At 59.3% G+C, this 25,199-nt stretch carries 17 protein-coding genes; 3 read left to right on the plus strand and 14 right to left on the minus strand.

All coding sequences use genetic code 11. The annotated features are described in order from the left end of the window. Positions 1–253: 253 nt before the first annotated feature. Both QZ540_RS00060 and QZ540_RS00065 read left to right on the plus strand, forming a co-directional pair. Positions 254–1,960 (plus strand): ABC transporter family substrate-binding protein, encoded by a 1,707-nt coding sequence (locus QZ540_RS00060; protein ID WP_049361841.1) that lies wholly within the window; start codon positions 254–256, stop codon positions 1,958–1,960. A gap of 249 nt (positions 1,961–2,209) precedes the next feature. Beyond that, a complete protein-coding gene (locus tag QZ540_RS00065) occupies positions 2,210–3,913 on the plus strand; it encodes an ABC transporter family substrate-binding protein (protein WP_060823969.1) in 1,704 nt (567 codons plus the stop codon). A gap of 141 nt (positions 3,914–4,054) precedes the next feature. On the opposite strand, the gene QZ540_RS00070 is transcribed toward QZ540_RS00065, so the two are convergent. The 7 genes from QZ540_RS00070 to QZ540_RS00100 form a co-directional block, all read right to left on the minus strand. Further along, on the minus strand, positions 4,055–5,080 hold the full coding sequence (locus QZ540_RS00070; RefSeq protein ID WP_294626806.1) for a dihydrodipicolinate synthase: 1,026 nt from the start codon (positions 5,078–5,080) through the stop codon (positions 4,055–4,057). A 181-nt stretch (positions 5,081–5,261) separates the two neighbouring features. Beyond that, positions 5,262–7,334, minus strand: a complete 2,073-nt coding sequence (locus QZ540_RS00075; protein WP_294626807.1) for a glucose PTS transporter subunit IIA — start codon at positions 7,332–7,334, stop codon at positions 5,262–5,264. 596 nt (positions 7,335–7,930) lie between these two features. Next, complete coding sequence (locus tag QZ540_RS00080) at positions 7,931–10,489, minus strand: HAD-IC family P-type ATPase (protein ID WP_294626808.1); 2,559 nt, start codon at positions 10,487–10,489, stop codon at positions 7,931–7,933. Positions 10,490–10,730: 241 nt separating this feature from the next. After that, entirely contained in the window at positions 10,731–11,501 is a 771-nt protein-coding gene (locus QZ540_RS00085) for a heme ABC transporter ATP-binding protein (protein ID WP_294626809.1), read from the minus strand. Next, entirely contained in the window at positions 11,498–12,577 is a 1,080-nt protein-coding gene (locus QZ540_RS00090) for an iron ABC transporter permease (protein WP_294626810.1), read from the minus strand. Before QZ540_RS00090 ends, QZ540_RS00085 begins: the two co-directional genes overlap by 4 nt. Then, the gene (locus QZ540_RS00095; protein WP_294626811.1) at positions 12,577–13,740 is read right to left on the minus strand and encodes a hemin ABC transporter substrate-binding protein; all 1,164 of its coding nucleotides are present in this window, start codon (positions 13,738–13,740) and stop codon (positions 12,577–12,579) included. Before QZ540_RS00095 ends, QZ540_RS00090 begins: the two co-directional genes overlap by 1 nt. A 184-nt stretch (positions 13,741–13,924) precedes the next feature. After that, the gene (locus tag QZ540_RS00100) at positions 13,925–16,279 is read right to left on the minus strand and encodes an HtaA domain-containing protein (protein WP_294626812.1); all 2,355 of its coding nucleotides are present in this window, start codon (positions 16,277–16,279) and stop codon (positions 13,925–13,927) included. A gap of 234 nt (positions 16,280–16,513) precedes the next feature. Between QZ540_RS00100 and QZ540_RS00105 the strand changes: the two genes are divergently transcribed. Continuing rightward, on the plus strand, positions 16,514–17,176 hold the full coding sequence (locus QZ540_RS00105; RefSeq protein WP_294626813.1) for a heme oxygenase (biliverdin-producing): 663 nt from the start codon (positions 16,514–16,516) through the stop codon (positions 17,174–17,176). Between the two features lie 138 nt (positions 17,177–17,314). On the opposite strand, the gene purL is transcribed toward QZ540_RS00105, so the two are convergent. The 7 genes from purL to recR form a co-directional block, all read right to left on the minus strand. After that, complete coding sequence (gene purL, locus QZ540_RS00110; RefSeq protein ID WP_294626814.1) at positions 17,315–19,633, minus strand: phosphoribosylformylglycinamidine synthase subunit PurL; 2,319 nt, start codon at positions 19,631–19,633, stop codon at positions 17,315–17,317. A 25-nt stretch (positions 19,634–19,658) separates the two neighbouring features. Further along, complete coding sequence (gene purQ / locus QZ540_RS00115; RefSeq protein ID WP_294626815.1) at positions 19,659–20,471, minus strand: phosphoribosylformylglycinamidine synthase subunit PurQ; 813 nt, start codon at positions 20,469–20,471, stop codon at positions 19,659–19,661. Between the two features lie 5 nt (positions 20,472–20,476). Then, positions 20,477–20,728, minus strand: coding sequence for a phosphoribosylformylglycinamidine synthase subunit PurS (purS, locus tag QZ540_RS00120; RefSeq protein WP_005507194.1), 252 nt, complete (start codon positions 20,726–20,728; stop codon positions 20,477–20,479). A 122-nt stretch (positions 20,729–20,850) separates the two neighbouring features. Beyond that, the gene (locus QZ540_RS00125; RefSeq protein ID WP_294626816.1) at positions 20,851–21,801 is read right to left on the minus strand and encodes a 3-methyladenine DNA glycosylase; all 951 of its coding nucleotides are present in this window, start codon (positions 21,799–21,801) and stop codon (positions 20,851–20,853) included. 52 nt (positions 21,802–21,853) lie between these two features. Then, positions 21,854–22,396, minus strand: coding sequence for a helix-turn-helix domain-containing protein (locus tag QZ540_RS00130; protein WP_294626817.1), 543 nt, complete (start codon positions 22,394–22,396; stop codon positions 21,854–21,856). A 155-nt stretch (positions 22,397–22,551) separates the two neighbouring features. After that, positions 22,552–23,847, minus strand: coding sequence for an aspartate kinase (locus QZ540_RS00135; protein WP_044150814.1), 1,296 nt, complete (start codon positions 23,845–23,847; stop codon positions 22,552–22,554). A gap of 188 nt (positions 23,848–24,035) precedes the next feature. Beyond that, entirely contained in the window at positions 24,036–25,151 is a 1,116-nt protein-coding gene (recR, locus tag QZ540_RS00140) for a recombination mediator RecR (protein ID WP_294626818.1), read from the minus strand. Positions 25,152–25,199 lie beyond the last annotated feature (48 nt).

The following is a 25,199-nucleotide window of genomic DNA, read 5'->3' on the forward strand; positions in this document are numbered from 1 at the left end:
TAAAGTCCCGCGGTATTCCGCCTCAGTGGCGGGGTACTGCGGGGCTTTTCTGTGTTTTTGATGGGGGGTTTGTGGTGGGGTGGTTTCGGGGATTGGCTGAAATATTTTCCCTAAAACGGTGAACTAGGTCATAGTGCGTGGGAAATGTGTGTATACTAATCTCAATGCAAAATGTGCGTGCTGTCACAAAGGTGTGCGGGTTGTGTTCCCCCGCGTACAGCAAAGCAGCATCCCACCTAACTGAGGAAAACTAATGACCACTTTCACCCTCAACCGTCGTACCCTGCTCACCGGCACCGTTGCCCTGGGTACCGTCGGCCTGCTCGCAGCCTGCGGCGGCAACTCCTCCAAGAACGAAACCAGCGCTCTCTCCGCCGGCGACGACCTCTCCAAGGCAGTCTCCTACAACGAGAAGGACCGCTCCGCCCTCAAGGACGGCGGCGAGCTGCGACTGAGCGCAGACGGCATTGGCCCGAACTTCAACATCCTCAACACCAACGGCTACACCGCCGGTAACCTGAATATTCAGGCGGCTATCAACTCTGCCTTCACCGGCGGCTTCTACGCTGACTTCCGCGGCGAGTCGCACATGAACAAGGACTACGTCACCGAATACAAGGCGCAGACCGTTGACGGCGTGCAGACCGTGACCTTCAAGATCAACCCCAAGGCAGCCTTCAACGACGGTACCCCCATCGACGTGAACGCCGTCAAGAGCTACCAGACCATCTACACCGCCGCGGCATCCGGTTCGGACTACCAGATCACCCCCTCGCCCATCTGGGAACAGGTCGCAAGCGTCGAGGCTGTGGACGGCGATACCCGCCACGTGAAGGTCACCATGTCCAAGCCCTGGTACCCCATCGAAGGCAGCTTCACCTCGTTCCTGCACCCGGCATTCGCCGACCCCAAGTTCTTCAACGACGGCCTGAACGACAAGCCCCTCGACCAGTACTGGGCAGGTCCCTTCAAGGTCGGCGAGTGGAACTCCTCCTCCAAGGTGCTCACCGTCGTCCGCAACGAGAAGTGGTGGGGCACCAAGCCCGCTCTTGAGCGCATCACCTGGCGTGAAATGAGCTCCCAGGCAGAGCAGGCAGCTTACAAGAACGGCGAAATCGACTACGTGGATGCCAGCACCCTCAGCTCCTACAACGAGCTCTCCGGCGTGGCAAACACCGACATTCGCAAGGGTAGCGCTCTCAGCGTGGGCAACTACGAAATCAACCCCGAAAAGGTGCCCCTGCCCGTCCGCCGCGCATTCGTTGCAGCCCTCAACCGTGAGCAGCTGCAGAAGCTGCGCTACGAGAAGCTCGGCTGGAAGGAAACCCTGCCCGGCTCCATGTGCATGCTGCCCATGCAGGAAGGCTACCAGGACAACTACCCGACCAAGCTCGGCAAGGACGTCGCTACCAAGATCCTTGAGGACGCAGGCTACACCAAGTCCGGTGACTACTACACCAAGGACGGCGCTAAGGTCTCCTACCCGGTCATCACCTTCGGTAGCGACCCGGTTGTCAGCTCCACCGCGCAGTTCCTCGTCCAGCAGATGAAGGAAATCGGCGTTGAACTGACCATCGAGAACCACGGTGCCTCTGAAATGTCGAGCATCATCTCCTCGAAGAACTTCGCGATTAAGACCGGTGGCTACGGCATCACCACCTCCCCGGTGGATGCGGCGAACTACTTCTACATCTCCGAGACCAACAACGGTCACGGTAAGGATCTGGACTCGCTGGCAGCAACCATGATGTCCACCGAGGACCCGAAGGAACAGCTCAAGATCATGAACGAGCTGGAGAAGCGCCACCTGGACGAGGTCGCCATCTACGTGCCCACCCACAACGGCCCGAACTTCAAGGCGTGCCGTAAGGGCCTGGCGAACTACGGCCCCATGCTCTTCGGCCTGCCCTACTACAACCCGAACGTATGGATCAACGTCGGTTGGGAGAAGCAAAACTAAGCGTTGAGCACCGCTCACACACTCCATAAGGGGTAAAAGCGCTACAGCGGCGTGTTACAAAAGGATTAAAACCTTCTGTAGCACGCCGCTTTCCCGTTCCTAAGAGAGTCGCACGGATATACTTAAAACAAATGTGGGCATTCTGCCCGCAACCCCGGCAGAGACTGTCCTCCCGCCGGGTTGGAGTGTGGGTTACGCACCGTTCGCGTACCGCCTCCACAACACTGCGAATACTCTAGGAGAAATTCCATGAAGAGCATGTCTGTCTCTCGCCGTACCCTCCTGACCGGCACCGTTGCCCTCGGCACCGTTGGTCTACTGGCTGCCTGCGGCAGCTCGAAGGAAAAGGTTGGCGGTAGCGCCGCTAACAACGCTGAAGATATTCTGAAGAACCTTCAGGTCAACAAGCAGGACCGTTCCTCCCTCAAGCAGGGTGGCACCCTGACCCTCGCGGCTACCGCCCTGGGCCCCAACTTCAACCTGCAGACCCAGAGCGGCTACACCTCCAGCAACCTGGACGCTCTGGCACCCTGCAACATTCCCGCCGTGATGGGCTTCTACACCATGAGCCCCGAAGGCGAAGGTACCCTCAACCCCGAGTTCTGCACCGAGCACAAGACCGAGACCGTCGATGGCGTGCAGACCGCGACCTTCAAGATCAACCCCAAGGCTGCCTTCAACGACGGCACCCCCATGGACGTGAACGCTGTTCGCGCCGTGTGGAAGGTCTACCGCGCAACCACCGACAACCCCTACCACATCACCGACAACACCATGTGGCAGCAGGTTGAGAGCATCGAGGCTGTGGACGGCGACAACTTCCACGTCAAGGTCACCATGAAGGCTCCGTACTACCCCTCCGAGGGTCTGTGCGCCTTCGCAATCCACCCCGCCCTGGAAGACGTCAACCTCTTCAACGAAGGCTTCGTTGACAAGCCCCTCGACCAGTACTGGGCAGGTCCCTTCAAGGTTGGCGAGTGGAACTCCTCCCAGAAGGTGCTCACCCTGGTCAAGAACGACAAGTGGTGGGGCGAGAAGCCGGTGCTGGACCGCATCATCTGGCGTCAGATGGACTCCGAAGCAATCCGTGCAAGCTTCAAGAACGGCGAACTGGACGCCTTCACCTTCGTTGGCGCAACCAGCTACAACGCTGTGAAGGGCCAGGCAGGCACCGAGATTCGCCAGAGCCAGAACACCAACGTCAACATCATTCAGCTGAACCCCAAGCGCATCGAGGACCTGGCACTGCGCCGCGCAATCCTCGCTTCTGTGGACCGCGAGCAGATTGCTAAGGCATACTTCTCGCAGCTCGGCTGGACCGAGCCGCTGCCCGGCTCCATCATCGCAATGCCGTTCCAGAAGGGCTACCAGAACAACTACGCTGGTGACACCGGTGCACAGGCAGCTGGCAAGATTCTGGAGGCAGCAGGCTACTCCAAGTCCGGCGACTACTACGCTAAGGACGGCAAGGTTGCTGGCTTCGCCCTGACCTCCTTCGGTTCCGAGGCTGTCTACCAGGCGGTCTACCAGATTCTGGAGCAGCAGCTGAAGTCCGCAGGTATCCGCCTGAGCGCTGACAACCAGCCGCAGTCGAACTCCAACTCCGTGCTCGGCCAGAAGAGCTACGAAGCAATCTTCACCGGTTGGGGCGTTCTGCCCGACCTGGCTTCCTCGGCACCCTACTTCTTCACCACCGAGGTGTTCGGAGTCGGTGACCCCGAAGTTGATAAGCTCATCGAGAAGCTGCAGAACACCGAGAAGGAAGACGAGCGCATCAAGATCGCTAACGAGGCGGAGAAGCTCTACTACGAGAAGGTCGCAGTGTACCTGCCCTACGCAAACGGCCCGATGTACGCCGCTGTCAAGGCTAAGGTTGCGAACTACGGTCCGTCCCTGTTCAAGCAGAGCTACACCAGCGCTGACTACTGGGTCAACGTTGGCTGGCAGGAGTAGTACCGCTTACGGTAACGCTCTAGCCGTCCTGTAGGACTCGAAATCCCGGGTACTCTCACGAGAGAGTGCCCGGGATTTTTTGTGCCCTTTAGCCGGATATGTAATTACAAAAAACGAGGGGAGCGCCACTCTAACTGGCTGCTACCACTCGCCCAGGTACAGGGCACGCTCCTGCAGGTACCTCAACATCTTCGGGTTCTGCCGCAGATAGAAGATGCGGTAAATGCCGCCTCCAGCGACGATGAAAGCCAGCGGGAAACCTAAAATCACGAGCACACGGCTCATATTGGCGGACAGATCAAAAGGATCACCGCTGGTTGCCACCAGTACAATCCAGAGAGAATAGCCCACGCAGGCGAGCAGAGTGCCCCACATGCCGCGCACGAGCCAGCTTACCAGTGTCACCGCAATGACCCACGCCAGCGCCAACGTGAACTGGTGACGCTCCGCCTGAGCCCAGGGAAGCGCCCCCACGTAAATAATTGCGGGGATGCCCAGGTACCCGGGGATATTCAGCGAGGCAAGAATGTTCACACAAAAATAGCCCAAGAAAATAGCGCTCAACGATGAGGACAGGAACAGGTGCAGGGGAATCATGCCGTCGCCGCTATAGACGGCGGTCGGGCCCGCGTACACGGTTTCAAACATGAGGGTCAGCGGAGTCATCATGTACTCAATCCAGACGACCAGCGCAAAAGCACCGAAAATGCCCAGAGCTTGCATCAGAGCAATCAACCGTGAACGCGCATCGTGAGGAATGGTGAAGCTCTGACCCTTCGCCTTGACGCCGCAGAGATGAACGACAGCCACCATTGCCGCGATGCACAGTACCCAGCGCACGAGGACCCCCGGCAGCTCAGGAAGACCTCCATAAGCCCCCGTAGCGGGGTCGCCCCAGGCTCCGGGGAGCAGCGTAATAGCGTGAGTGCCCTCGGGGAGGCTGGTGGAGGAAGCAAACCGGTGCGGCTCGTAGATAACCCACCACAGAAGGCACGCTGGAATCAGCGCGGAGAGCTTACGCAACAGAACCGGAAACGGCGCGGACTCGTAGACGAGCGCCTCAAGATTGAGCCGGCGCATCAGCCGCCGAACAGGAGAAAGAGCGCGTAGCTCTTTTTGCTGCTCTTCCCACACTCCGGTATCCCACGTCCTAGTATCAGAAGACATCATCGTACTCCATATCACCTGAGAACTTCCTTGTTGAGCGTATTCTTACATTAGCAGAAATACCCCCGGCTAGTGCATACGCCCAAGCAAAACCTGCCTAAAGAATCAGTACATAAGAGAACAGGCATAAGGAAAGGGGCCCCACCATAATGGTGGGGCCCCTTAGAGCCTATAAAGGGAACTACTTAGTGGTCACCTTCAGGACAGTGCTCAGGTTCTGGTGAGCAACGCCCGGCAGACCCTTCACCTCAGCGAACTTGCGGGTGTTGGTCACGATAACCGGGGTAATCAGCGGGTAACCCGCCTCCTTGATAACCTCAGGATCGAACTCAATCAGAGCGTCGCCAGCAGCAACAACATCGCCCTTAGCAACCTTCACGCTGAAGCCCTTACCGTCCAGGTTCACGGTATCCAGACCAACGTGAATCAGCAGCTCAATGCCGTTCTCCAGCTTCAGACCCACAGCGTGGCCCGAGGGGTAGGTTGCAGCAACCTTACCGGCTGCGGGAGCAACAACAGTGGTACCGGTCGGCTCAATTGCCACACCCTCGCCCAGCTTGCCAGCAGCGAAAATCGGGTCCGGAACATCAGACAGAGCAACAGCAGTACCCTCAAGAGGAGCGTGCAGCTCAATGACCTCACCAGCGGAAGCAGCGGGTGCAGCAGCCGCGGTCGCAGCAGCGGCAGCAGCCGGAGCAGCCTTAGCGGCAACAGCCTCAGCCTTAGGAGCGGCCTCAGCATCCTCAGCCTTACGCTCCGCAGCGTGCCTTACAGCGTCAGCCTTCGACTCGTAACCGAACAGCAGAACACCGGTCATAGCGCCGAAGAACGCAATAGCCAGACCAATCACGTACAGGTAGGAAGGCTGCATAGCCGGAATCGACAGCAGCGAAGTGAACGCGAACGCGTAGGACTTAACGCCCAGGAAGGAAATGGTAGCACCACCAATAACAGCGGGAACCAGAATAATCGGAATCACGCGCTTGTAGCGGAGCACAACACCGTACAGGGACGGCTCAGAAATACCACCGAGCAGACCGGACATCGACGCACCAACAGCGGTCTGGCGCAGCTCGCGGTCGTGCTTAGCCTTAATAGCCACACCGGTGACCAGGCCGAACACAGCGAAGTTGTAAGCACCCATGGGGGACTGAATGAAGTCAGTACCCATGGTCTGCAGGTTGTTAATCATGACAGCGTTCAGCGGCCAGTGCAGACCCAGCGGAACCATGAACAGGTACAGGCCAGCAATCAGAGCACCAACCAGAGCCGGAGCAACGTCGTTAACCATCTTCAGGAAGTCAGAGATACCCATAGCCACACCAATGCCGATGGGGCCAACCAGGAACGCGGTCACCGGAACCAGAATGATGACCGAAATCATCGGCACGAACACCATCTGCAGCATCGAAGGAATAACCTTCTTCAGGAAGCGCTCAAGCGGAGCCAGCAGAGCAGCAGCCAGCAGCGGGGGGAAGACCTGACCGGTGTAGCTGAATGCGTACAGCGGCAGATCCAGACCGAAGAACGGAACGTTCAGGATCTTGGTAGTGGGGTCAGCCAGAGCGGTCAAATCGGTGAAGGTACTGGTCATCAGCGCAGCGGGGATAGCCGCACCAACCCACATGTTCGCGCCCAGACGCTTAGCGGCGGTAGCGCCCAGCATGATGGGCATGAAGTTCAGAACCGACAGCGAAGCAGCCTTCAGGATGTACCAGAAAGCGAACTGCTGCATCCACTGGTTGTTCAGAGCCTTAGCTTCCGCAGGGTCAGCCACACGAGCACCGTTAATGATGTCAATGTTCACGCTCTGACCGGTCAAGTCAGTGTACTGACCGAAGAAGCCCAGCTGCTGCATGAACACAATCAGGGTCAGAATCATCGAGGTACCCAGAAGCGCCCACAGCAGAGGACGGAAGGAGTCAGACAGAACGTCGAAGACGTTGGTAAGCCAGCCGGACTTCTTACCCTCAGCCTCAACCTTGGTGTCACCCTCAGCGTGGCCGGACATAGAAGGCAGAGCGTTGATCTCGTTGTACACAGCCTCAACGCGATCGCCCAGAACAACCTGAGTCTGGCCGGACTGCTCAATCACAGAGAGAACGCCGGGCAGGCCCTCAATCTTCTTGTTCTGCACTGCATCGTTAGACACAGGAGTGACACGAAGGCGGGTTGCGCAGTGAGTAATGTGCGCGATGTTCTCGGGGCCACCCAGGCCGTCAAGAATCTTCTCGCCAAGTTCGCGGTTATTCACGATACTTCCTTAGATATGCGGTCAATGTCTACTCAACGTTGCTACAGGAGGCTGCGCTCGCTGAAGAAAACCCAAACGGGGGAACCCCAGAACGGGGAAACCCAGAACGGGGAAACCCAGAAGCGGGAAACGCCCCAGAAAACACAAAAGACCCGAGTCTCTCGACCACCGGAAGCACTACACTTTGTGCCCACTATGGAGCTTCGGTACAGCAAATAGAGGGGATTATCGGCAGATACAAACTGCCGTCCCATACGGTGTTGAGTAACTCAGGTCTTGCCTGCCAAACCAGTAACAACCCTGAAGAAGGTTTCCCTTCTCAAATAGTTCCCTGTAACTCTAAGGGTTTTCCCAGGTTAAGAGCAAGGTGAGAGAGAAAAGCTATCAGAAGCTGTTAAATGTTTCACTCAAGTGATAGCTGGGACACACCATCGGCAGTGCTAGTAGGAGTGCCCAGACTGGCTCCGGAACGCTCCGGAACATTCCGGCACGCCCCAGACCGGGTGCCCCTCGAAGACGCCGCTCATGAAGACGCGGAAGGGCCCCGCATCCACAGGATACGGGGCCCACACGCTACCGAAGCAGCTACCTTTCGACTACTTAGTCGGGAAGAAATTCAGCGGAGCAACCTCCAGCTCAGGGTAATTACGCTTCTGCCAACGGCGGTTACGATGCGCATTCACCTCAATCAGAGCCGCACCCAGGGCGCCGGCACCAACCGCGGTCCACAGCAGATGCGGAAGCACCGTAACGAACTGGTGGTACTCCACCAGAACCGGCACGAACAGCGCCGCGAAGAACACCGCAAGCAATGCGCCAAACAGCAGAACACGAGCACGGTTGAACGGGCGAGCCACCGCAGCCAAGTTCCACAGACCCATCATCACCAGGGTGATGAACGAAGCCGTCTGAATCTGACGGATATCCTCAACACCCATGCCGCGAGCCGTGAACGTCACCGCCAACAGCATCGCAACCACAATAATCGAGTTCGGAACCGTGTAATTCAGCACGCGGCGCAAGAAGCCCGGCACGTAACGGCGCGAATTCGGTAGCAGAGTCAACGCGAAGGACGACGCGCCCACAATCAAGAAGTCAGCGGTCGAGTACTGACGCGGCAAGAACGGGAAGGTCAAACCGAAGAGGCTGAACAGAACACCCAGCAGAATCGCGAAACCGGTCTTCGTCAAGAACAGGTTCGCCACCATCTCAATGTTCGTAATGACCTGACGGCCCTGCTCCAGGGCAGCCGGCAGGGACGAGAACTTACCGTCCAGCAGAACCAGACGAGAAACAGCCTTCGTCGCAGGGGCCGCGTTACCCATCGCAATACCCAAGCTTGCATGCTTGAGCGCCAGAGCGTCATTAATACCGTCACCGGTCATTGCCACCACATGGCCGCGCTCCTTCAGAGCAATCACCATGTTCTTCTTCTGCTCGGGCGACACACGACCGAAAATGTTGTGAGTAGCCGCAGCCTCGGCAAGCTCCGGGCCGTCCTCGGGCAGAGTCGACGCGTCAACCGCACCAGCGGAGGTGTCCATACCCGCGGTCTTCGCAGCCGCCGCCACAGTGAACGGGTTATCACCCGAGAAGACCTTCAGAGTCACGCCCTGACGGTGGAAATACTCCACAATCTCAGGCGCATCCGCACGCACGTTCTCACGGAAAATCACGAACAGAACCGGGGTAGCATCCGACGGGATCTTCTGGATCGGCTCATCCTTCTCATTGCGGACCACCGCAGAAGCATGCGCCAAAACCATCGTGCGCAGACCCAACGCCGCCAGTTCGGCCGCACGCTCACGCTCAGCGGTGCCCTTGGCGAGAAGCGCCTCCGGAGCACCCAGAAGCCAAGCACCCGAATCCTTAAACTCAATCGCGCTAAAACGCAGAGCCGAGGAGAACGGCACAATACCGGTCACCGACGCTGACGAAGCATCCGGGAAGCCACCGGTCAGAGCCGCAGCGGTCGGGTTCGCGTTCTCATCGTGACCAAACCACGCCAGCGCCTCATTCCAGCCGGCAGGTAGAGAAGCACGCCAAGAAGTGTGCTCGGCAGAGTCGGCATCCGGGCCCTCAGCCTCAGCAGCGGTGTCCAGCGGGCGCACCGAATCAAAAATCACGCCGCCCTCAGTCAGGGTGCCGGTCTTATCGAAGCAGACCACGTCCACACGAGCCAGAACCTCAACCGCAGGCTGTTCCTGCACCAGGATGTTGTGCTTACGACCCAGCGTCACAGCCGCCGCAGCAAACGCCAGGGTAGTCATCAGCGCCAGGCCCTGCGGAATCATCGAAGCAACCGAGGACACCACAGCAATAGAAACCTGCTCCCACAGGTTGTTCTGCTGCACGGTCTCCAGGCCGCCAGCCGCCTGAATCTGACCCCACAACACCACAGGAATAATGACCGCAAGACCCACCGTAATCCAGCGGACTACACGGTTCAGCGCATCACGCAGCTCAGACTGAATACGCGAGAACTGGCGCGCCTCGTCAGAAATCTTGCTTGCACGAGAATTCGCACCCACGTGCGAGAGCAGGACGCGGCCGGTACCACCCAGCACACTCGACGCCGACAGCACCATATCGCCGGGGCGCTTAGCAATCGGGTCGTTCTCACCGGTCAGCAGGGACTCATCCAGCTCCAAAGAATCGGAGGTGAGCACAACAGCATCCGCGGGAACCTGATCGCCGCGCTTGAGGATGACAACGTCACCCTCAACCAGCTGCTCCATCGGAACCTCGATGGTCTTACCGTCACGCACAGCGGTCGCGGGGGATCGGTCCAGCAGAGAGATGCGGTCCAGCTCAAGCTTCGCCTTGTACTCCTGCACAAAACCAATCACCACGTTAGCGATAACAGCCGCCAGGAAGAGCAAATCAGCCCAACGCTGGTACATGATCACTACAGCGCCACAGGCACCCAACACAAAGTTAAAGACCGTGAACAGATGCGCACGCATAATGCTCCACAGCGTGCGGGAAGACTTATTGTTCTGGGTATTGACCTTACCCTCAGCCGTCAGGCGTGCAACATCATCGCTACTCAAGCCGTGCTGGGCAATATCGAAAGATCCGCTATGCGGTGTTTCAGAATATTCGGGAATGTAGCCGGCAACGGCAGCCGTTGCCGTTTTCTGCTGAGGATCCATGCAGGGGTCTCTTTCTCGAATGGGTGGAATGCAGAACTGAATAGAGTTCAGCATTGCGGACACTACCTTTCAGTGTATCCGTGCAAGCGGGGATAAAGATAATCTCCGCCCTGTAATGAGCTGATAGTTACAGTCATCCCAGAACGGAGATTTAATATATGCGAATACTGGCATATTTTGAGGTAGAAAGTGTTTGCTGAGCGGTTCGCTAACGCTTCTGTAGAATCAGCGCGCTAGCAGGTCAGCGCTCCGGCAGAATCAACAAACGATTCGTCACCGGATGCCTCAACACCTCAATCGGATGCTGATACACCTCAGACAACAACTCCGCCGAACACACCTGCTCAGGGGTGCCCGAAGCAACCACCTCGCCACCACGCAACAACACCATACGGTCAGAATACGCAGCCGCTACATCCAGGTCATGAAGCACGGTCAACACCGCGGCACCCTCGGCAGCCAACTCACGGCTCACCCGCAACGTCTGCTCCTGATGTGTAATATCCAACGCCGCAGTCGGCTCATCCAAAAGAATCAGCGGAGTCTGCTGAGCAAACACACGTGCCAAATGCGCACGGCCACTTTCGCCACCGGACAGGGTCGTAATATCGCGATCCGACAAATGAGTCACCGACGTGCGCTCCATCATCGAAGCGACCACGGCATCATCCTCTTCAGCGCGCTCCGTACCCTTCCACGGGGTGCGGCCCATCTGAACCACTTCATGCACCGTGTACGAAAACGCCACATTCAACTTCTGCAGTAGCATCGCACGCTGACGAGCCATCTGACGGGCAGGAATCGAACCCAGGGGGGCGCCATCCAGCAGAATCTCACCGCTACTGCGCGCAATATCACCAGCAATCACACCCAACAGAGTGGACTTACCGGCACCATTGGGACCAATTAGCGACACAACCTCGCCCGCAGAAACCGACAGAGACACATCATTCAGAATCTGGCGCCCACCAGCGTTAAAACACACACCGGACAGGCTTAACAACTCACTCACGAAGCACCTCCGCCCTGACCCAGAGAACGACGCAACAAGACAAAGAACGTCGGGCCGCCCACCAGAGCCGTAAAAATACCAATCGGCAAATCAGCAAAAGGCACCAGCGTACGCGCACCCAAATCAGATAGCGCAATCAACAGAGCGCCACCCAACGCCGAAGCCGGCAACAGTACACGATTCGACGGACCCAAAATCATGCGCAACAGGTGAGGAATAATCAGACCAATAAACGCAATAATGCCCGCATACGCCACCGCGGCACCCGTCAACAAAGCCGTCGCCGCAATAGACACCGCACGTAGGCGCTCCACATTCACACCCGAATGCTGCGCCGCGCGCTCACCCAACGCCAGAACATCCAGCGAAGAAGCCATCACGAAACACGCCACCAAGCCAATCAGAATGACCGGCCACACGCTCGCAACAGCCTTCCACGTGGCGCCGTTCAGCGAACCCATCTGCCAGAACACAATCTGATCGCGGCTCGTCGTATCAGCAATGAACATGAGGAACGCAATAATCGCATTCGCCACCGCGGTCACCGCAATACCCGTCAAAATCATCGACAGGACCTTAGCACGCCCCGAAGAACGCGACAGGAAATACACCAGCGCGGTAGCCGCCAGCGCACCCACAAACGCGAACGCGGGAGTCGTGAAAATGCCGAAGAACTGCAGGTTCAACACAATCGACAAACACGCGCCAACCGCCGCACCCGAGGAAACACCAATCACGCCCGGCTCAGCCAGCGGGTTACCGAACACCGACTGCATCACCGCACCGGAAGTGCCCAACGCGGCACCCACCAGCACACCCAACAGCACACGCGGGAAACGGATATTCCACAGCGTATTATCGGCAAGCTGCATCGCCGGGTTCTCCGGCACAAAACCCAGACGGCGGCCCACAGAAGCAATCACCTGATCAGTCGGGATATTGTACTGACCCAAACCCGCAGACAGCACCATCACGGCGCACAGCGCCACCGCCAAAAACGTAAACGTCAGACCGGCACGACGCCGACGCGACGCACGATAATCCCTCGCGCCCGCCGCACTCTTCACGGCAGCCACTACTGGGCTCCCGCAGGAGTCGAGTACGCAGCCTTAGCCAGCGACAGCAACACCGCCGGAGTATTCGGGCCGTAGGACAGAATCTGACCGTCACCCATATCGATAATGCGCTTATTCTTACCGGCAGTCGTCTCACCCACACCCGGGCGAGCCAAGAAACCATCCAAACCACCGGTGGACTTAATGCCGCCGCTCATGGTCAGAATGACGTCCGGGTTCAGCTTCACCAGCGCCTCACTGGTCGCCGGAATAATATTCGTCGCGTTCTGCTCAGACGCCACATCCTTGCCGCCAATAGCCTGAATCAAATCATCAGCGCCAGAGCCCTTACCGAGCACGAAGAACACGCCAGCGGTACCGCGCACGTACAGGAACGCGAACGACACCTGCTGCTCGCCCTTCGGTGCAACCTCCTTGAGTACCTGCAGGGCGTAATCCAGGTCCTTCTGCACGCGGGCGGCAACCTGCTCGCCCGCCTCCGGAACACCCAGCGCCTGCGCCACAGCCTTGAGCTGCGGAATGATCTTATCCATGCGGCGCTCATGGTCGAAGACCACAACGGTCACACCCGCCGCGCGCAGCTGATCCACAATCTCAATCGGGCCGTTGCTCTTATCCCACAGCACCAGGTCAGGGGAGGTCGCCAGAATCGCCTCAGCATTCAGGTCGTGACCGTTCTGAGTCACCAGCGGAAGATGAGCCAGCGACTGCTCCGTCGAGGAGGTGACGCGACCCACCAGGCGGCCGCCCAGACCCAATGCAATCATCTGCTGAGCCAGAGTGCCGTACAGGTCCAGCGCCAGCACACGGTCAGCGGACTTAACGGTCACCTCAGTGCCGTTGAAATCCTTGAACGTCACGGGGAAAGCCGGAGTGGGGGTATCGACCATCGGCTGAATTTCGGGGGTATCCGCCGCGCTATTGGGGCCGCGCAGAGCCTTCTGATCAGGGGCAATAGAAGAACGCAGCTGATCTGCCAGGTTCTCCAAAACGGTGCGGGTGCTCTGCTCATCCACCACAGCCTGCGACGTGTTCGAAGAAGCAGACGGGTTCTGAGTACCCACGCCGCAAGAGCTCAACAGGAACGCGGAGGTGATGGAGAACGCCGCATACTTCATTGCATCGCGGCGGTTCAGGGCAGAAGAAGAAAGAGAAGAAAACATCGTCGTCTCACAGAGAAAAAGGGAGCTAGAAAAACTGGGGTAGGTGCCGGGGCAAAATCTGGCACCTGAAGCGGGGGTGCAGTGAAAATCTGCACCCCCGCACGGACCGTGTCAGCTCACCGGTGAACCTCATGGTTGAGTCTCACGGGCGAGCCGACAGTGTGGGCATCCTCGTGAGGTGCCGCTATGCCTTCTTGCGGCGGCGAGTGTACACGACGGTACCCGCACCGGCCGCGACAGCGATGAAGCCAGCAACCAGGGTGCCCTCAACACCGGACGCACCGGTGGAAGCCAGGGGCTTGCCGGTGACCGGGTCGCAACCCTCACCCTCGTAGACGGTCTCGGTCACGGTCTTGGTGGTGGTCTTAGCGCCGTTGATTGCTGCGGAGAAGCTCAGCGGAGCCATGTCCTTACCAGCCTCGTAGAAGCCAGCGAATGCCTTCGCGCCCTCAGCGGTCAGAGCGGTTGCCGCACCGTTGACGCTCACAGCCTCGGCGGAGCTCTGCAGACCGGACAGATCCACCTTCAGCAGTGCCACCTCACCGTAGTTAGTTGCCTTGCCGGAGGAGTCATTGCTGTTCATGGTCGCGTAGAGAGTACCGGAATTGCCGTTAATCTCGAGGCGCGGGTTCGCAATGGTGGTGTCCAGAATGCCGTGGTGACCGGTGAAACGAACCGAACCGCTGAAGGAGATGGAACCCTTACCGCCCTTGAAGGTGCCGGTGCCGTTAGACCAGTTGAACGCATCCGAAGAGTAGGAGGTGCCGTTCAGCTCCCAGCTACCGTTCGCGATGCCGCCGCGCACGTAGTTGCGGAAGGAATCACGCACGCCCCAGCCGAGGTTAGCGCTCTTAATGGTGCCGTCGGATGCGCCCTGCTCCTGTACCTCGCGGGTGCGGGTGACGGGTACGCAGACAGGCTGTGCCGGGTTGTTGCTGACAGAGCCATTCGAGGAGGAACCGCCGTTAGAGACGCTGCCGGAGGTGCCTGCCGAACCACCAGAACCGGAGCCGCTCGCGCCGGAGTTACCGGAGGAGTTCGAGGAGCTGTTATCGGAGGAGCCGTTCTCAGAACCCTTGTTGTCGGAGGACTTGTCCTCAGAGACGCGCGGAACCTCAACGGTGTTCTCCGCGGTCTGCTCGCTGAGCTTTACGGAGAAGCTCAGCGGTGCCATGGCGTTGTCGGAGCCGCGGTACTGGCCCGCGAAGAGAACCTCGGAGCCTTCATTGGTGAGGGCAACCGCCGCGTTCTGCGCGGAGAAAACCCCGTCCTTCACGCTCGCGCCGGAGAGGTCTACCTCGGCGATAGCCAAGCCGGTCTTGGAGATGGACTTACCGTCGCGGGTCAGCGCGTCAACATCGGCGACCAAGGTGCCCTTACCGTTGACGACGACCAGGCGCATGTTCTTGATGGTGCTCTTGAGCTGACCGTTGTGGCCGGTGAACTCTGCGGTGCCCGCAAAGTTGATCTGACCGGTCTTGGTCTCGGGGTTGTACACGCCGGATGCCTGAGTGTACTTCAGGCCGCCTGCCGCGGTCTTCTCCAGACCGTCAACGTTCACGGAGCCGTGGGCGAAGCTGGTCAGGTACTTCAGGAAGGACTCGCGGATATCCCAGCTGAGGGTGCCGGACTCGACGACGTTGCCGGTGACCTTCTCTTCACGCTTGGGCTCGGTGGTTGCGGCGGGGGAGGAGGGCACCGCGGAGGTGGGGGCTGCGCTCGGCGCTGCAGAAGTGGGCTCGGCGGGCTTGGGTGCCTCGCTGGTCGGTGCGGAGGAAGGCTCGCTGCTGGGCTCTGCGGTCGGCGCTGCAGTCGGCTCGGCGCTGGGCTCAGTGGAAGGTGCGGGCGCGGGTGCTTCCTTGGTCACGATGGTTGCGGAGAAGCCGAGCGCATCCAGCTCCTGACCTGCCTTGTAGAAGCCGGCGAAGGCGCCGGTTGCCTCTTCGGAGAGCTTGACGCGGGTGCCGTTTTCTTCGTCAACGCTGGGCAGGGTGATGGTGTTACCCTCAACCTTCAGGCCGGAGGCGTTGAAGGTACCGATGGTCATGTTCTTGGTTTCGACCAGGTCGTTCGGGGTGGTGTTGCCGTTGTAGGGGCGCGACTGAACGTTGGCGCGCACGGTGCCCACGCCGTCCTTAATGGTGACGGAGAGGTCGGAGATGATGACTTCCAGCAGGCCGTGGTGTGCGGTGTAGTGGATCGAGGAACCGGTGAAGGTGACGGAGTATTCGCCGTTGGCTACGGTGCCTTCGGCGGAGGTGAAGTGGTAGGAGCCGTCTTCGTTGGTGGTGACGCCGGTCAGTTCCTGAGAGCCCTGGGAGAAGGGGCCGTTGATGTAGGAGCGGAAGGACTTCTTCAGACCCCAGTTGACGGTGACGTCCTGCAGGCTCTGCTCTGAGGCTGCGGTTACCTCACTGGCGCTGATGTGGGAGTTGGTTTCAGCTGCGAAGGCTGCGGGTACGCCGGCGACGCCGCTGAGGCCGATGGTTGCTGAAGCCAAGAACGCCCAAGTGCGCTTGGTGAGAGAGGGGGTAGACATTCGGTGTCTCCTTGAATTAGTGATTGTGGTGTTCGTATCAAGTCTAGACCTATTAGCCTATGTTTGTGTAACTTAATGCCTAGGGTGACTTGTGCATAAGGTTTACCTTAGCAAATTTTTTGTGGGGGCTATTGCCAAAACTGGTTTTTGGTGACAATATGTCATTAACAGTTTGGTGACACAGTGTCATCAAAACCTTTATTGTTCACCCACAAGTCGCTATAGGAGCTCACCATGACTATTACCGCCCCCGAAACCACCCAGGAACGCTTCTCCGCACGCCTGAAGGAAAGCACCAAGCACGTCCACGACAACGCCGAACACTCCACCTTCATGGAAGACCTCATGGGCGGCGCCCTCAACACCGAGGCATACCTGCGCCTCATCAACCAGTACGTGCACATCTACGAAGCACTCGAAGCAGTCTCCGCACACTACCGCGCAGAACCCAACCCCATCACCGAACCCTTCACCCAGCCCGGCCTCGACCGCGCAGAATACATCCGTGCAGACATCCGCGCACTCGGCCAGGAAGGCGACATCGATGCGCCCCTGCCCGCAACCGCAGAGTACGTAGAGCGCATCCGCGCCACCATCAACTCCCCCGAACGCTACCTCGCACACCACTACCTGCGCTACCTCGGCGACCTCTCCGGCGGCCAGGCCGTCGCAGCGCTCGTCAACCGCCACTACGGCATCCCCGCCGAAGCACTGAGCATGTACCGCTTCACCGAACTGCCCAAGCCCAAGGTCTTCAAGGACGGCTACCGCGAACTGCTCGACAACGCACCCCTGACCGACGAACAGCGCGAGGCCCTCATCGAAGAGTGCATCGAAGGCTTCCGCATCAACGCCTCCCTGTTCGCGCAGCTGGGCCGCCAGGTCGCTGAGGCATAAACCCAGAACGCGCATAAACAGAACGCCTCAACGCACAACCTCTCACCGCTCAGTGCACAAGCCCGCGGGCATAACAAAAGGGCGGATGCTTTCACAAGCATCCGCCCCTTTCGGCGTTAGTCTCAAACTAGTCGAAGACTAGCCCTTCGCAACCTCACCGAAGTAAGAAGCGAGAGTACCCTCGTGAGCTGCACGCAGCTCATCCAGGTCAATGGAAACCTCATCCTGGAAGTCCAGAGCGTTCGACGCAGCATCCACCACACCAATACGTGCGAAGGGGAACTGGCGAGCGGTGCACATATCCTTGAAGCGCACCTCCTCAGAACGCGGAACCGAAACCACAACGCGGCCCAGGGACTCCGAGAACAGCAGGGTGAACAGGTCCAGACCGTCACGCTCAGCAACCTCACCCAGACCAATGCGGGCACCGGTGTTGAAACGCAGGCAAGCCTCCGACAGAGCGGCAGCCAGACCACCAGCAGACACGTCGTGTGCGGCATCAATCATGCCGTCACGAGACATGTTCACCAGCATGTCACCCAGCTGACGCTCCAGAGCCAGATCAACCTTCGGCGGCTGACCGCCCAGGTGACCCTTGAAGCGAGCCCACTCGGAGCCGTCCAGCTCATCGCGGGTGGTACCCAGCAGGTAGATAGCCTGACCATCATGCTCAGGAGCCCAACCCGACGGGGTGCGGCGGGTGACGTCATCCATAACGCCCATCATCGCCACCACGGGGGTCGGGTTAATAGCCTTGCCACCGGTCTGGTTGTACAGGGACACGTTACCGCCGGTCACCGGAACACCCAGCTCCATGCAACCGTCAGCCAGGCCGCGAACAGCCTCAGCGAACTGCCACATGACGTCCGGATCCTCGGGAGAACCGAAGTTCAGGCAGTCAGACACAGCCACGGGGCGTGCACCAACGGTAGCCACGTTACGGTACGCCTCAGCCAAGGACGCGCGAGCACCCTCGTACGGATCCAGGTAGGTGAAACGCGGGGAGGCGTCGGTCGCCAGAGCAACACCGAGGTTGGTGTTCTCGTCCACGCGCACCACGCCGCCGTCATCCGGCATGGACAGGGCGGTGTTGCCCTGAACGTAGCGGTCGTACTGGTTGGTAATCCAGGACTTGGAGCACATGTTCGGGGACGCCATGAACGCCTTGATTGCCTCGCCCAGCTCCTTGCCACGCGGGCGGGATTCGTCAGCAGCCGAACCGGTGAAGTGGTTAGCCTGAACATCGTCCTGCCACTCGGGGCGTGCGTAGGGACGCTCGTAGGTGGGGCCGTCGTGTGCAACGGTGCGGGGGTCAACGTCCACGATGACCTCGCCGTCCCACTCGATGACCAGGCGACCGGAGTCGGTCACCTCACCGAGGAAGGAGTACTCCACGCCCCACTTGTTCATGATCGCTTCGAAGCGCTCCACGTTCTCAGGGGAGACAACAGCCATCATGCGTTCCTGAGACTCAGACATCAGAATCTCGCCGGGGGTCAGGGTGGGGTCACGCAGCAGAACCTTGGTCAGGTCGACGTGCATGCCGCCTTCACCGTTAGAAGCCAGCTCGCTGGTTGCGCAGGAAATACCCGCAGCACCCAGGTCCTGAATACCCTCAACCACGGAGCCCTTGAACAGCTCCAGGCAGCACTCAATCAGAACCTTCTCAGCGAAGGGGTCGCCCACCTGAACGGCAGGACGCTTCGAGGGCTTGGTATCATCGAAGGACTCCGACGCCAGCACCGACGCACCGCCGATGCCGTCGCCACCGGTGCGCGCACCGAAGAGGACAACCTTGTTGCCCACGCCCGATGCGTTCGCCAGGCGGATGTCCTCGTGGCGCATAATGCCCACAGCCAGTGCGTTGACCAGCGGGTTTGCCTGGTAGCAGGAATCGAACTCAACCTCGCCACCGATGTTCGGCAGGCCCAGGGAGTTACCGTAACCACCAATACCAGCAACCACGCCGCCAATAACGCGGGCGGTGTCCGGGTGATCAATCGCGCCGAAACGCAGCGGATCCATCACAGCAATCGGGCGTGCACCCATCGAAATAATGTCACGCACAATACCGCCCACACCGGTCGCAGCACCCTGGTAGGGCTCCACGTACGAGGGGTGGTTGTGAGACTCAATCTTGAAGGTAACAGCCCAGCCGTCACCAATATCGGTCACACCGGCGTTCTCACCGATACCGACCATCAGGTCCTTCTTCATCTCATCGGTGACCTTCGCACCGAACTGCTTCAGATGAACCTTAGAAGACTTGTAGGAGCAGTGCTCGGACCACATGACCGAGTACATTGCCAGCTCAGCCGCGGTAGGGCGGCGACCCAGAATCTCCTTAATGTCCTCGAACTCGTTCTCCTTCAGGCCCAGTTCAGCCCAGGGGAGTTCGGTGTCCGGGGTTGCCGCCGCGTGCTCGACGGTGTCGAGGTTAAACTGCTTTTCGCTCATAACTTCTTAGAATCCTTGTCGTGCGTTAGCGGGCGTTAATCAGGTTGGCAAGAACCGAGGTGAACACGCCGAGACCATCGGCGCCACCGCGCAGAGAAACCTCACCAAAACCGGAAGAGGAAGGACCGAAGCCGGGCTCCACAGCGTGCTCCGGGTGCGGCATCAGGCCGACCACGTTACCGCGCTCATTGCTGATGCCAGCAATGTCGTTACGGGAACCGTTCGGGTTGAAACCAACGTAGCGGAACACCACGCGGCCCTCAGCCTCCAGCGCCTCCAGGGTCTTCGCGTCAGCAACATACTGACCGTCCTGGTTCTTCAGAGGAACAACAATCTCCTGGCCTGCAGCGTAATCGCTCGTCCAGGAGGTGGAGTTATTCTCAATGCGCAGAACCTGGTCACGGCAAATGAACTTGCGGTGATCGTTCTTAATCATCGAACCGGGCAGCAGGTGAGACTCAGTCAGAATCTGGAAACCATTGCAAATACCCAGAACAGGCAGGGGTGAAGAACCGGAGGTACCAGCAGCGTTAGCGGCATCAATCACCGAACGCATCACGGGAGCCTTCGCAGCAATAGCGCCGGCACGCAGGTAGTCACCGTAGGAGAAACCGCCGGGAATAATGACGGCGTCAACGTTCTTCAGGTCAGCGTCGTCGTGCCACAGCTCAACGACGGTACCGCCAGCCAGACGGACAGCACGCGCAGCGTCACGGTCATCCAGAGTGCCGGGGAAAGTCACCACACCAACGCGTGCATCAGCGAAGGCGGGGTTCGGGGAATAAGTAGAAAAGTCGCCAACCAGGGGGACTTCAGTAGGTGCGAGGGACTCTGCCATAGGTATTAGTCCTCCAGAACCGAAACGTTCACAACGTCTTCGATGACGGGGTTCGACAGCAGCTCTTCAGCAGCCTTGCGGGCAGCTGCGAGGTGCTCCTCAGTAGCCTCACCCTCGACGGTCAGCTCGAAGCGCTTACCCTGGCGAACATCCACGAAGGAATCAACGCCGATACGGGGCAGTTCGTGAGAAATAGCCTTACCCTGCGGGTCAAGAATTTCGGGCTTGAGCATAACATCAACAACAATACGGGCCATGTGTGGGCACTCCTTGGGTGCGTGGGTTCTGTATGAGCCGTATCTCATCTTACCGTACTAACGACCGTAACGGGGGTATGCGTTCGGTTGGTGGATACCCTAAGAGGCTCGAATCACGTCTTTTACGCCTCGAGGGGCGGAAGATAGCGCTCGCACACCGCAAGCAGGCGCTCACGCAGCTCAATCGAACGCTCCGACAGCTCACGCTGAATCCGCACGTACTCGGCCTTACCCTCGGTCGTCTCCACCGGAATCGGCTCGTACCCCCAGTCACGAATATCGTAGGGGGCCGCGCGCATATCCAGTTCGCGCGCATCCCACGCCAGATCGAAACAATCCATGACCAGGGTCGAATCAACCAGCGGCAGAAGCTTGTACGCCCACTTGTACACGTCCATATTCGCGTGCAGGCATGCCGGCTGCTCCAGTACGCGCTGCAACTCGCGGGTCGGCTGTAGCTCGTTCATCGGTGCTGCCTGCGGCATGAAGAAACGGAACGCATCAAAGTGCGAGCAGCGGATGCGGTGCTCCTCCACCACGCGGTCCGTGCCCTCCGCACCCAGGCGCAGCTGTAGGTAGTCGTGGCGGATATTGTTCTCCACCGACTTGTACGCCATCGCCCACTCGTGCATGCCGAAGCATCCGAACTGGCCCTTCTTCGCGGCGGTGTTGCGCAGGATCTCGTGGGTGAAGGCGAGAGCGGTAGCACGGCGCTCCACAAAATCGGTGACGTCCACAGTGACGGCGGAGGCGGCATCCACCCGGGCACGCGCCTGCTCGGGGGTGCAACCCGCCTCGAGCAGCTCCCGCTCGGTTGCGAGGCGGTAAAAACGCCAGGAGGCGCGCTCGGGCGCATCCAGCAGAATGACCCCGGCGCCGGGGTGCCAGCGCTTGAACTGGCCGGGCTTGAGAGTGTAGTAGGTGAAGAGGAAGTCCTCAACGGGGTGCACCTCGTGGCGGGCGCGACGCTGCGCAAACGGGTCAGCGTAGCGGCCGGCACGCGCCTCATGCGCTACCGCGGCGGCACGCCACTCGGAGCCATCCATCACCTGGGAAAACACAACACTACTCATGCTTCTAGCCTAAACGATGCCGCGACAAGGTAGTGCAGGAGGTTAAGCGACTTCATTCAGTGAAGGTGCCAACAAGGCCGTGTTCCTCCTCGAGCTCCCAGAGCTCTTTGAGGGCTTGCTCCTTCTGCGAAACAGCCTTCTTGAGCAGCTCCTTGCGGAAAGCGTCAGCATCCTCAGTACGGATACGGAAGTGGCTACCCACCTTATGCGCAGGCAGTTCACCGGTACGAATAGCCTTCATAAGCGTGGGACGGGAAATACCGATACGCTGAGCCGCAACGGTCGTCGTCAAATCGTGAGGGACAACCTGAACGTCAATACTCTGGCCCTGCGCTAGGGCGTGGAGAACGTGCTGAATGACCTGGTTGAGGGCATCACCAAGCTGCTGGCTTTCTCGGCCTGAAACAGTCAGCTCAATAGTGGTTTCTTCAGAGTTCTTAAGAATCTCCCGTGCCTCTGCGCGAGCCTGGTTGAGGGTATCTTCCTCCAGAGGACTGATTAGGGCGGTGGTCATCATCTTCTCCTTGGGGTTGGGTGAATAAGCGTCTGAAGGCACCACGTCGATGGGGTGCATATCATCCGGTGAGAGGCTCATCCATGGTTGATACAACCTTACCCCTAACTGAAATAACTGTAAAGCATTTCAGTTATTTCAGTTGTAGGCAGAAAAAGGGGAGGGGCGGTACTGGAATAAACCAGCACCGCCCCTCCCGAAGCGTGCAGCTCACAAACGAGCTAACCACCTAAACCTTAGCGGCCAGTACCACCGTAAACAGTAGCCTCACCCTCGGCATCCAGACCGAACGCAGTGTGCACCGCGCGAACAGCCTCATCCAGCTTGCTCAGCTCAGTAATCACCGAAATACGGATCTCAGAGGTCGAAATCATGTCAATGTTCACGCCAGCAGCAGACAGTGCCTCGAAGAAGGTGAACGAAACACCCGGGTTGGTCTTCATACCCGCGCCAACCAGCGACAGCTTACCAACCGACTCGTTGTAAATAACCTCCTGGAAGCCCAGCTCAGCCTTAGCATCCTCCAGAGCCTTCAGCGCGGTCGGGCCCTGCGCCTGATCCAGAGTGAAGGAAATATCGGTCACGCCCGGGCGGTCAGTGGGAACGTTCTGAACAATCATGTCCAGGTTCACCTTCGCCTCGTTCAGCAGGCCGAACACCTTCGCTGCCGAACCGGGAACATCCGGAACACCAACAACGGTAATCTTTGCGCGGGTGCGATCATGCGCAACACCAGAAATCAGGGGCTGTTCCAAGGGAATCTCCTTCAGATGGGTGGGGGTCAGTTCCGCGGACTCCTCCGGGATCACAATGGTGCCTTCAAGGTTCGAGAACGAAGAACGCACGTGAAGCTTCAAATTAAAACGACGAGCATACTCGACACTGCGCAGGTGCAGAATCTTCGCACCATTCGCCGCCATCTCCAGCATCTCCTCGCTAGTGACGGTATCCAGCTTATGCGCGGTCGGCACGATGCGCGGGTCGGCAGTGAACACGCCGTCAACATCCGAGTAAATCTCGCACACATCAGCGTTCAGGGCAGCAGCCAGAGCAACAGCGGTCGTATCAGAACCGCCGCGGCCCAGGGTCGTAATGTCGCCGCTCTGACGGTTCATGCCCTGGAAACCAGCCACAATCGCAATGTTGCCAGCCTCAATCGACTCACGGATACGGTCAGGGTTGACCTCCACCAGACGCGCAGAACCGTGCACGCCGTCAGTAATCATGCCTGCCTGAGAACCAGTGAAAGACTGGGCCTTAGCACCCAGGTCGTTAATAGCCATCGATAGGATGGCAGTCGAAATGCGTTCACCGGCAGTCAGCAGCATGTCCAGCTCACGGGAAGGAGTGACATTGCTGGTGACTTCTGCGGCAAGGTCGAGCAGCTCATCGGTGGTGTCACCCATAGCGGACACCACGACGACCACATCGTTACCTGCCTTCTGAGTGTCCACGACGCGGCGGGCAACGCGCTTGACGCCCTCCGCATCCGCTACGGAGGAACCGCCGAACTTTTGGACGATCAGGCTCATAGATATCTCCAGGTCAGTTACTTTGTGTGCTACCGGCAGACGCCGGCTCCTCACCTATAGTAGACGGCGTTCAGTGCAGGCGGCGAACTGCACCCCCGTATGTATTGCCCCGTGAAATATTACGTAGTATTACGCGGTAGCGACGCGGGGTGCGGAGGCGGGTACAGCAAGCCCTCGGAAGCGAGTTTTTAGGTCCACGGGTTCACGTAAGTGACACCCGGCAGCGGCGGAACATCCGGCTTCGGGGTGCGCAACGGGGCGTTCTGAATCGAGCGGATCTTCTCCTCATAATCGGGGGTGCGGAACACCTCCGGAGCATCCTCCGACTGCTCAGGCGCGGGCGCCTCTGCGGGGTCGGAGGCGGCGCTCGCCGGAGCCTCCTCGGCAGAGTCTTCGCCCAGGTCAGGGGTGGATTCCGCGGCGGTTTCAGCATCGGCAGGGGAGTCCTCATCGCGGGATTCCTCAGCCCCCTGCAGAACCTGCTCAATCAGCTGCTCATCCACGGTGCCCTGCACGCCTTCAGCCGCCTGCGGGGCGGAAACGGCAGAAACCTCAGAATCCAGGTCATCGAACATGCTCGAATTCCAGCGGCGACGGGTCTGCTTCGCCTCCTGAGCCTGAACCTGAGCCGCCTGCTCACGCTCCTGCTCCTCCTCGCGGTTCACGCGCTCAAAATCCTCGGCGGCAGTATGAGCCACCGCCGTGCCCTCGCTAATGACGCGGCGACCCTCCAATGCGCGGCCCAGGGTAATCTCATCCGCGTACTCCAGGTCGCCACCGACCGGCAGACCCGACGCCAGGCGCGAGAGGCGCACACCCAACGGCACGAGCATGCGCGAGAGGTAGGTTGCGGTCGCCTCACCCTCAAGGTTCGGGTCCATCGCCAGAATAATCTCTTGGATACGCTCATCCGCCAGGCGGGACACCAGCTCGCGGATACGCAGCTGCTCCGGGCCCACGCCCGCCAGCGGGTTAATGGCGCCGCCGAGCACGTGGTAACGACCGGTAAAGGAGCGGGTACGCTCAATCGCGACCACGTCCTTGGACTCCTCGACCACGCACAGCACCGACGGGTCGCGGCGCTCATCACGGCAAATCGAGCACAGTTTCGTCTCGGAGACGTTACCGCACTCCTCACAGAAGCTCACGCTGGTTTTCACCGTGGAAATCGCGTTGGCCAGGCGTGCCATATCGGCAGCGTCCGCATTCAGAATGTGAAAAGCGATGCGCTGAGCCGACTTAGGACCCACGCCCGGCAGGCGTCCGAGCTCGTCAATGAGGTTTTGAACTGCTCCCTCGTACAAGGCTTCTCCTTCTGATGCGGTGTTTCGTTCCGGGTGTCGGTATCCGGG

The sequence above is a fragment of the uncultured Rothia sp. genome (assembly GCF_916049665.1).
Lineage (GTDB): Bacteria > Actinomycetota > Actinomycetes > Actinomycetales > Micrococcaceae > Rothia.

Bases quoted from the DNA above. Each gene is read 5' to 3' on its own strand.
- QZ540_RS00060 (WP_049361841.1), top strand. From the start codon at position 254: ATGACCACTTTCACCCTCAACCGTCGTACCCTGCTCACCGGCACCGTT.
- QZ540_RS00065 (WP_060823969.1), top strand. From the start codon at position 2,210: ATGAAGAGCATGTCTGTCTCTCGCCGTACCCTCCTGACCGGCACCGTT.
- QZ540_RS00070 (WP_294626806.1), bottom strand. From the start codon at position 5,080: ATGTCTTCTGATACTAGGACGTGGGATACCGGAGTGTGGGAAGAGCAG.
- QZ540_RS00080 (WP_294626808.1), bottom strand. From the start codon at position 10,489: ATGGATCCTCAGCAGAAAACGGCAACGGCTGCCGTTGCCGGCTACATT.
- QZ540_RS00095 (WP_294626811.1), bottom strand. From the start codon at position 13,740: ATGTTTTCTTCTCTTTCTTCTTCTGCCCTGAACCGCCGCGATGCAATG.
- QZ540_RS00100 (WP_294626812.1), bottom strand. From the start codon at position 16,279: ATGTCTACCCCCTCTCTCACCAAGCGCACTTGGGCGTTCTTGGCTTCA.
- QZ540_RS00105 (WP_294626813.1), top strand. From the start codon at position 16,514: ATGACTATTACCGCCCCCGAAACCACCCAGGAACGCTTCTCCGCACGC.
- purL (WP_294626814.1), bottom strand. From the start codon at position 19,633: ATGAGCGAAAAGCAGTTTAACCTCGACACCGTCGAGCACGCGGCGGCA.
- purQ (WP_294626815.1), bottom strand. From the start codon at position 20,471: ATGGCAGAGTCCCTCGCACCTACTGAAGTCCCCCTGGTTGGCGACTTT.
- purS (WP_005507194.1), bottom strand. From the start codon at position 20,728: ATGGCCCGTATTGTTGTTGATGTTATGCTCAAGCCCGAAATTCTTGAC.
- QZ540_RS00125 (WP_294626816.1), bottom strand. From the start codon at position 21,801: ATGAGTAGTGTTGTGTTTTCCCAGGTGATGGATGGCTCCGAGTGGCGT.
- QZ540_RS00130 (WP_294626817.1), bottom strand. From the start codon at position 22,396: ATGAGCCTCTCACCGGATGATATGCACCCCATCGACGTGGTGCCTTCA.
- QZ540_RS00135 (WP_044150814.1), bottom strand. From the start codon at position 23,847: ATGAGCCTGATCGTCCAAAAGTTCGGCGGTTCCTCCGTAGCGGATGCG.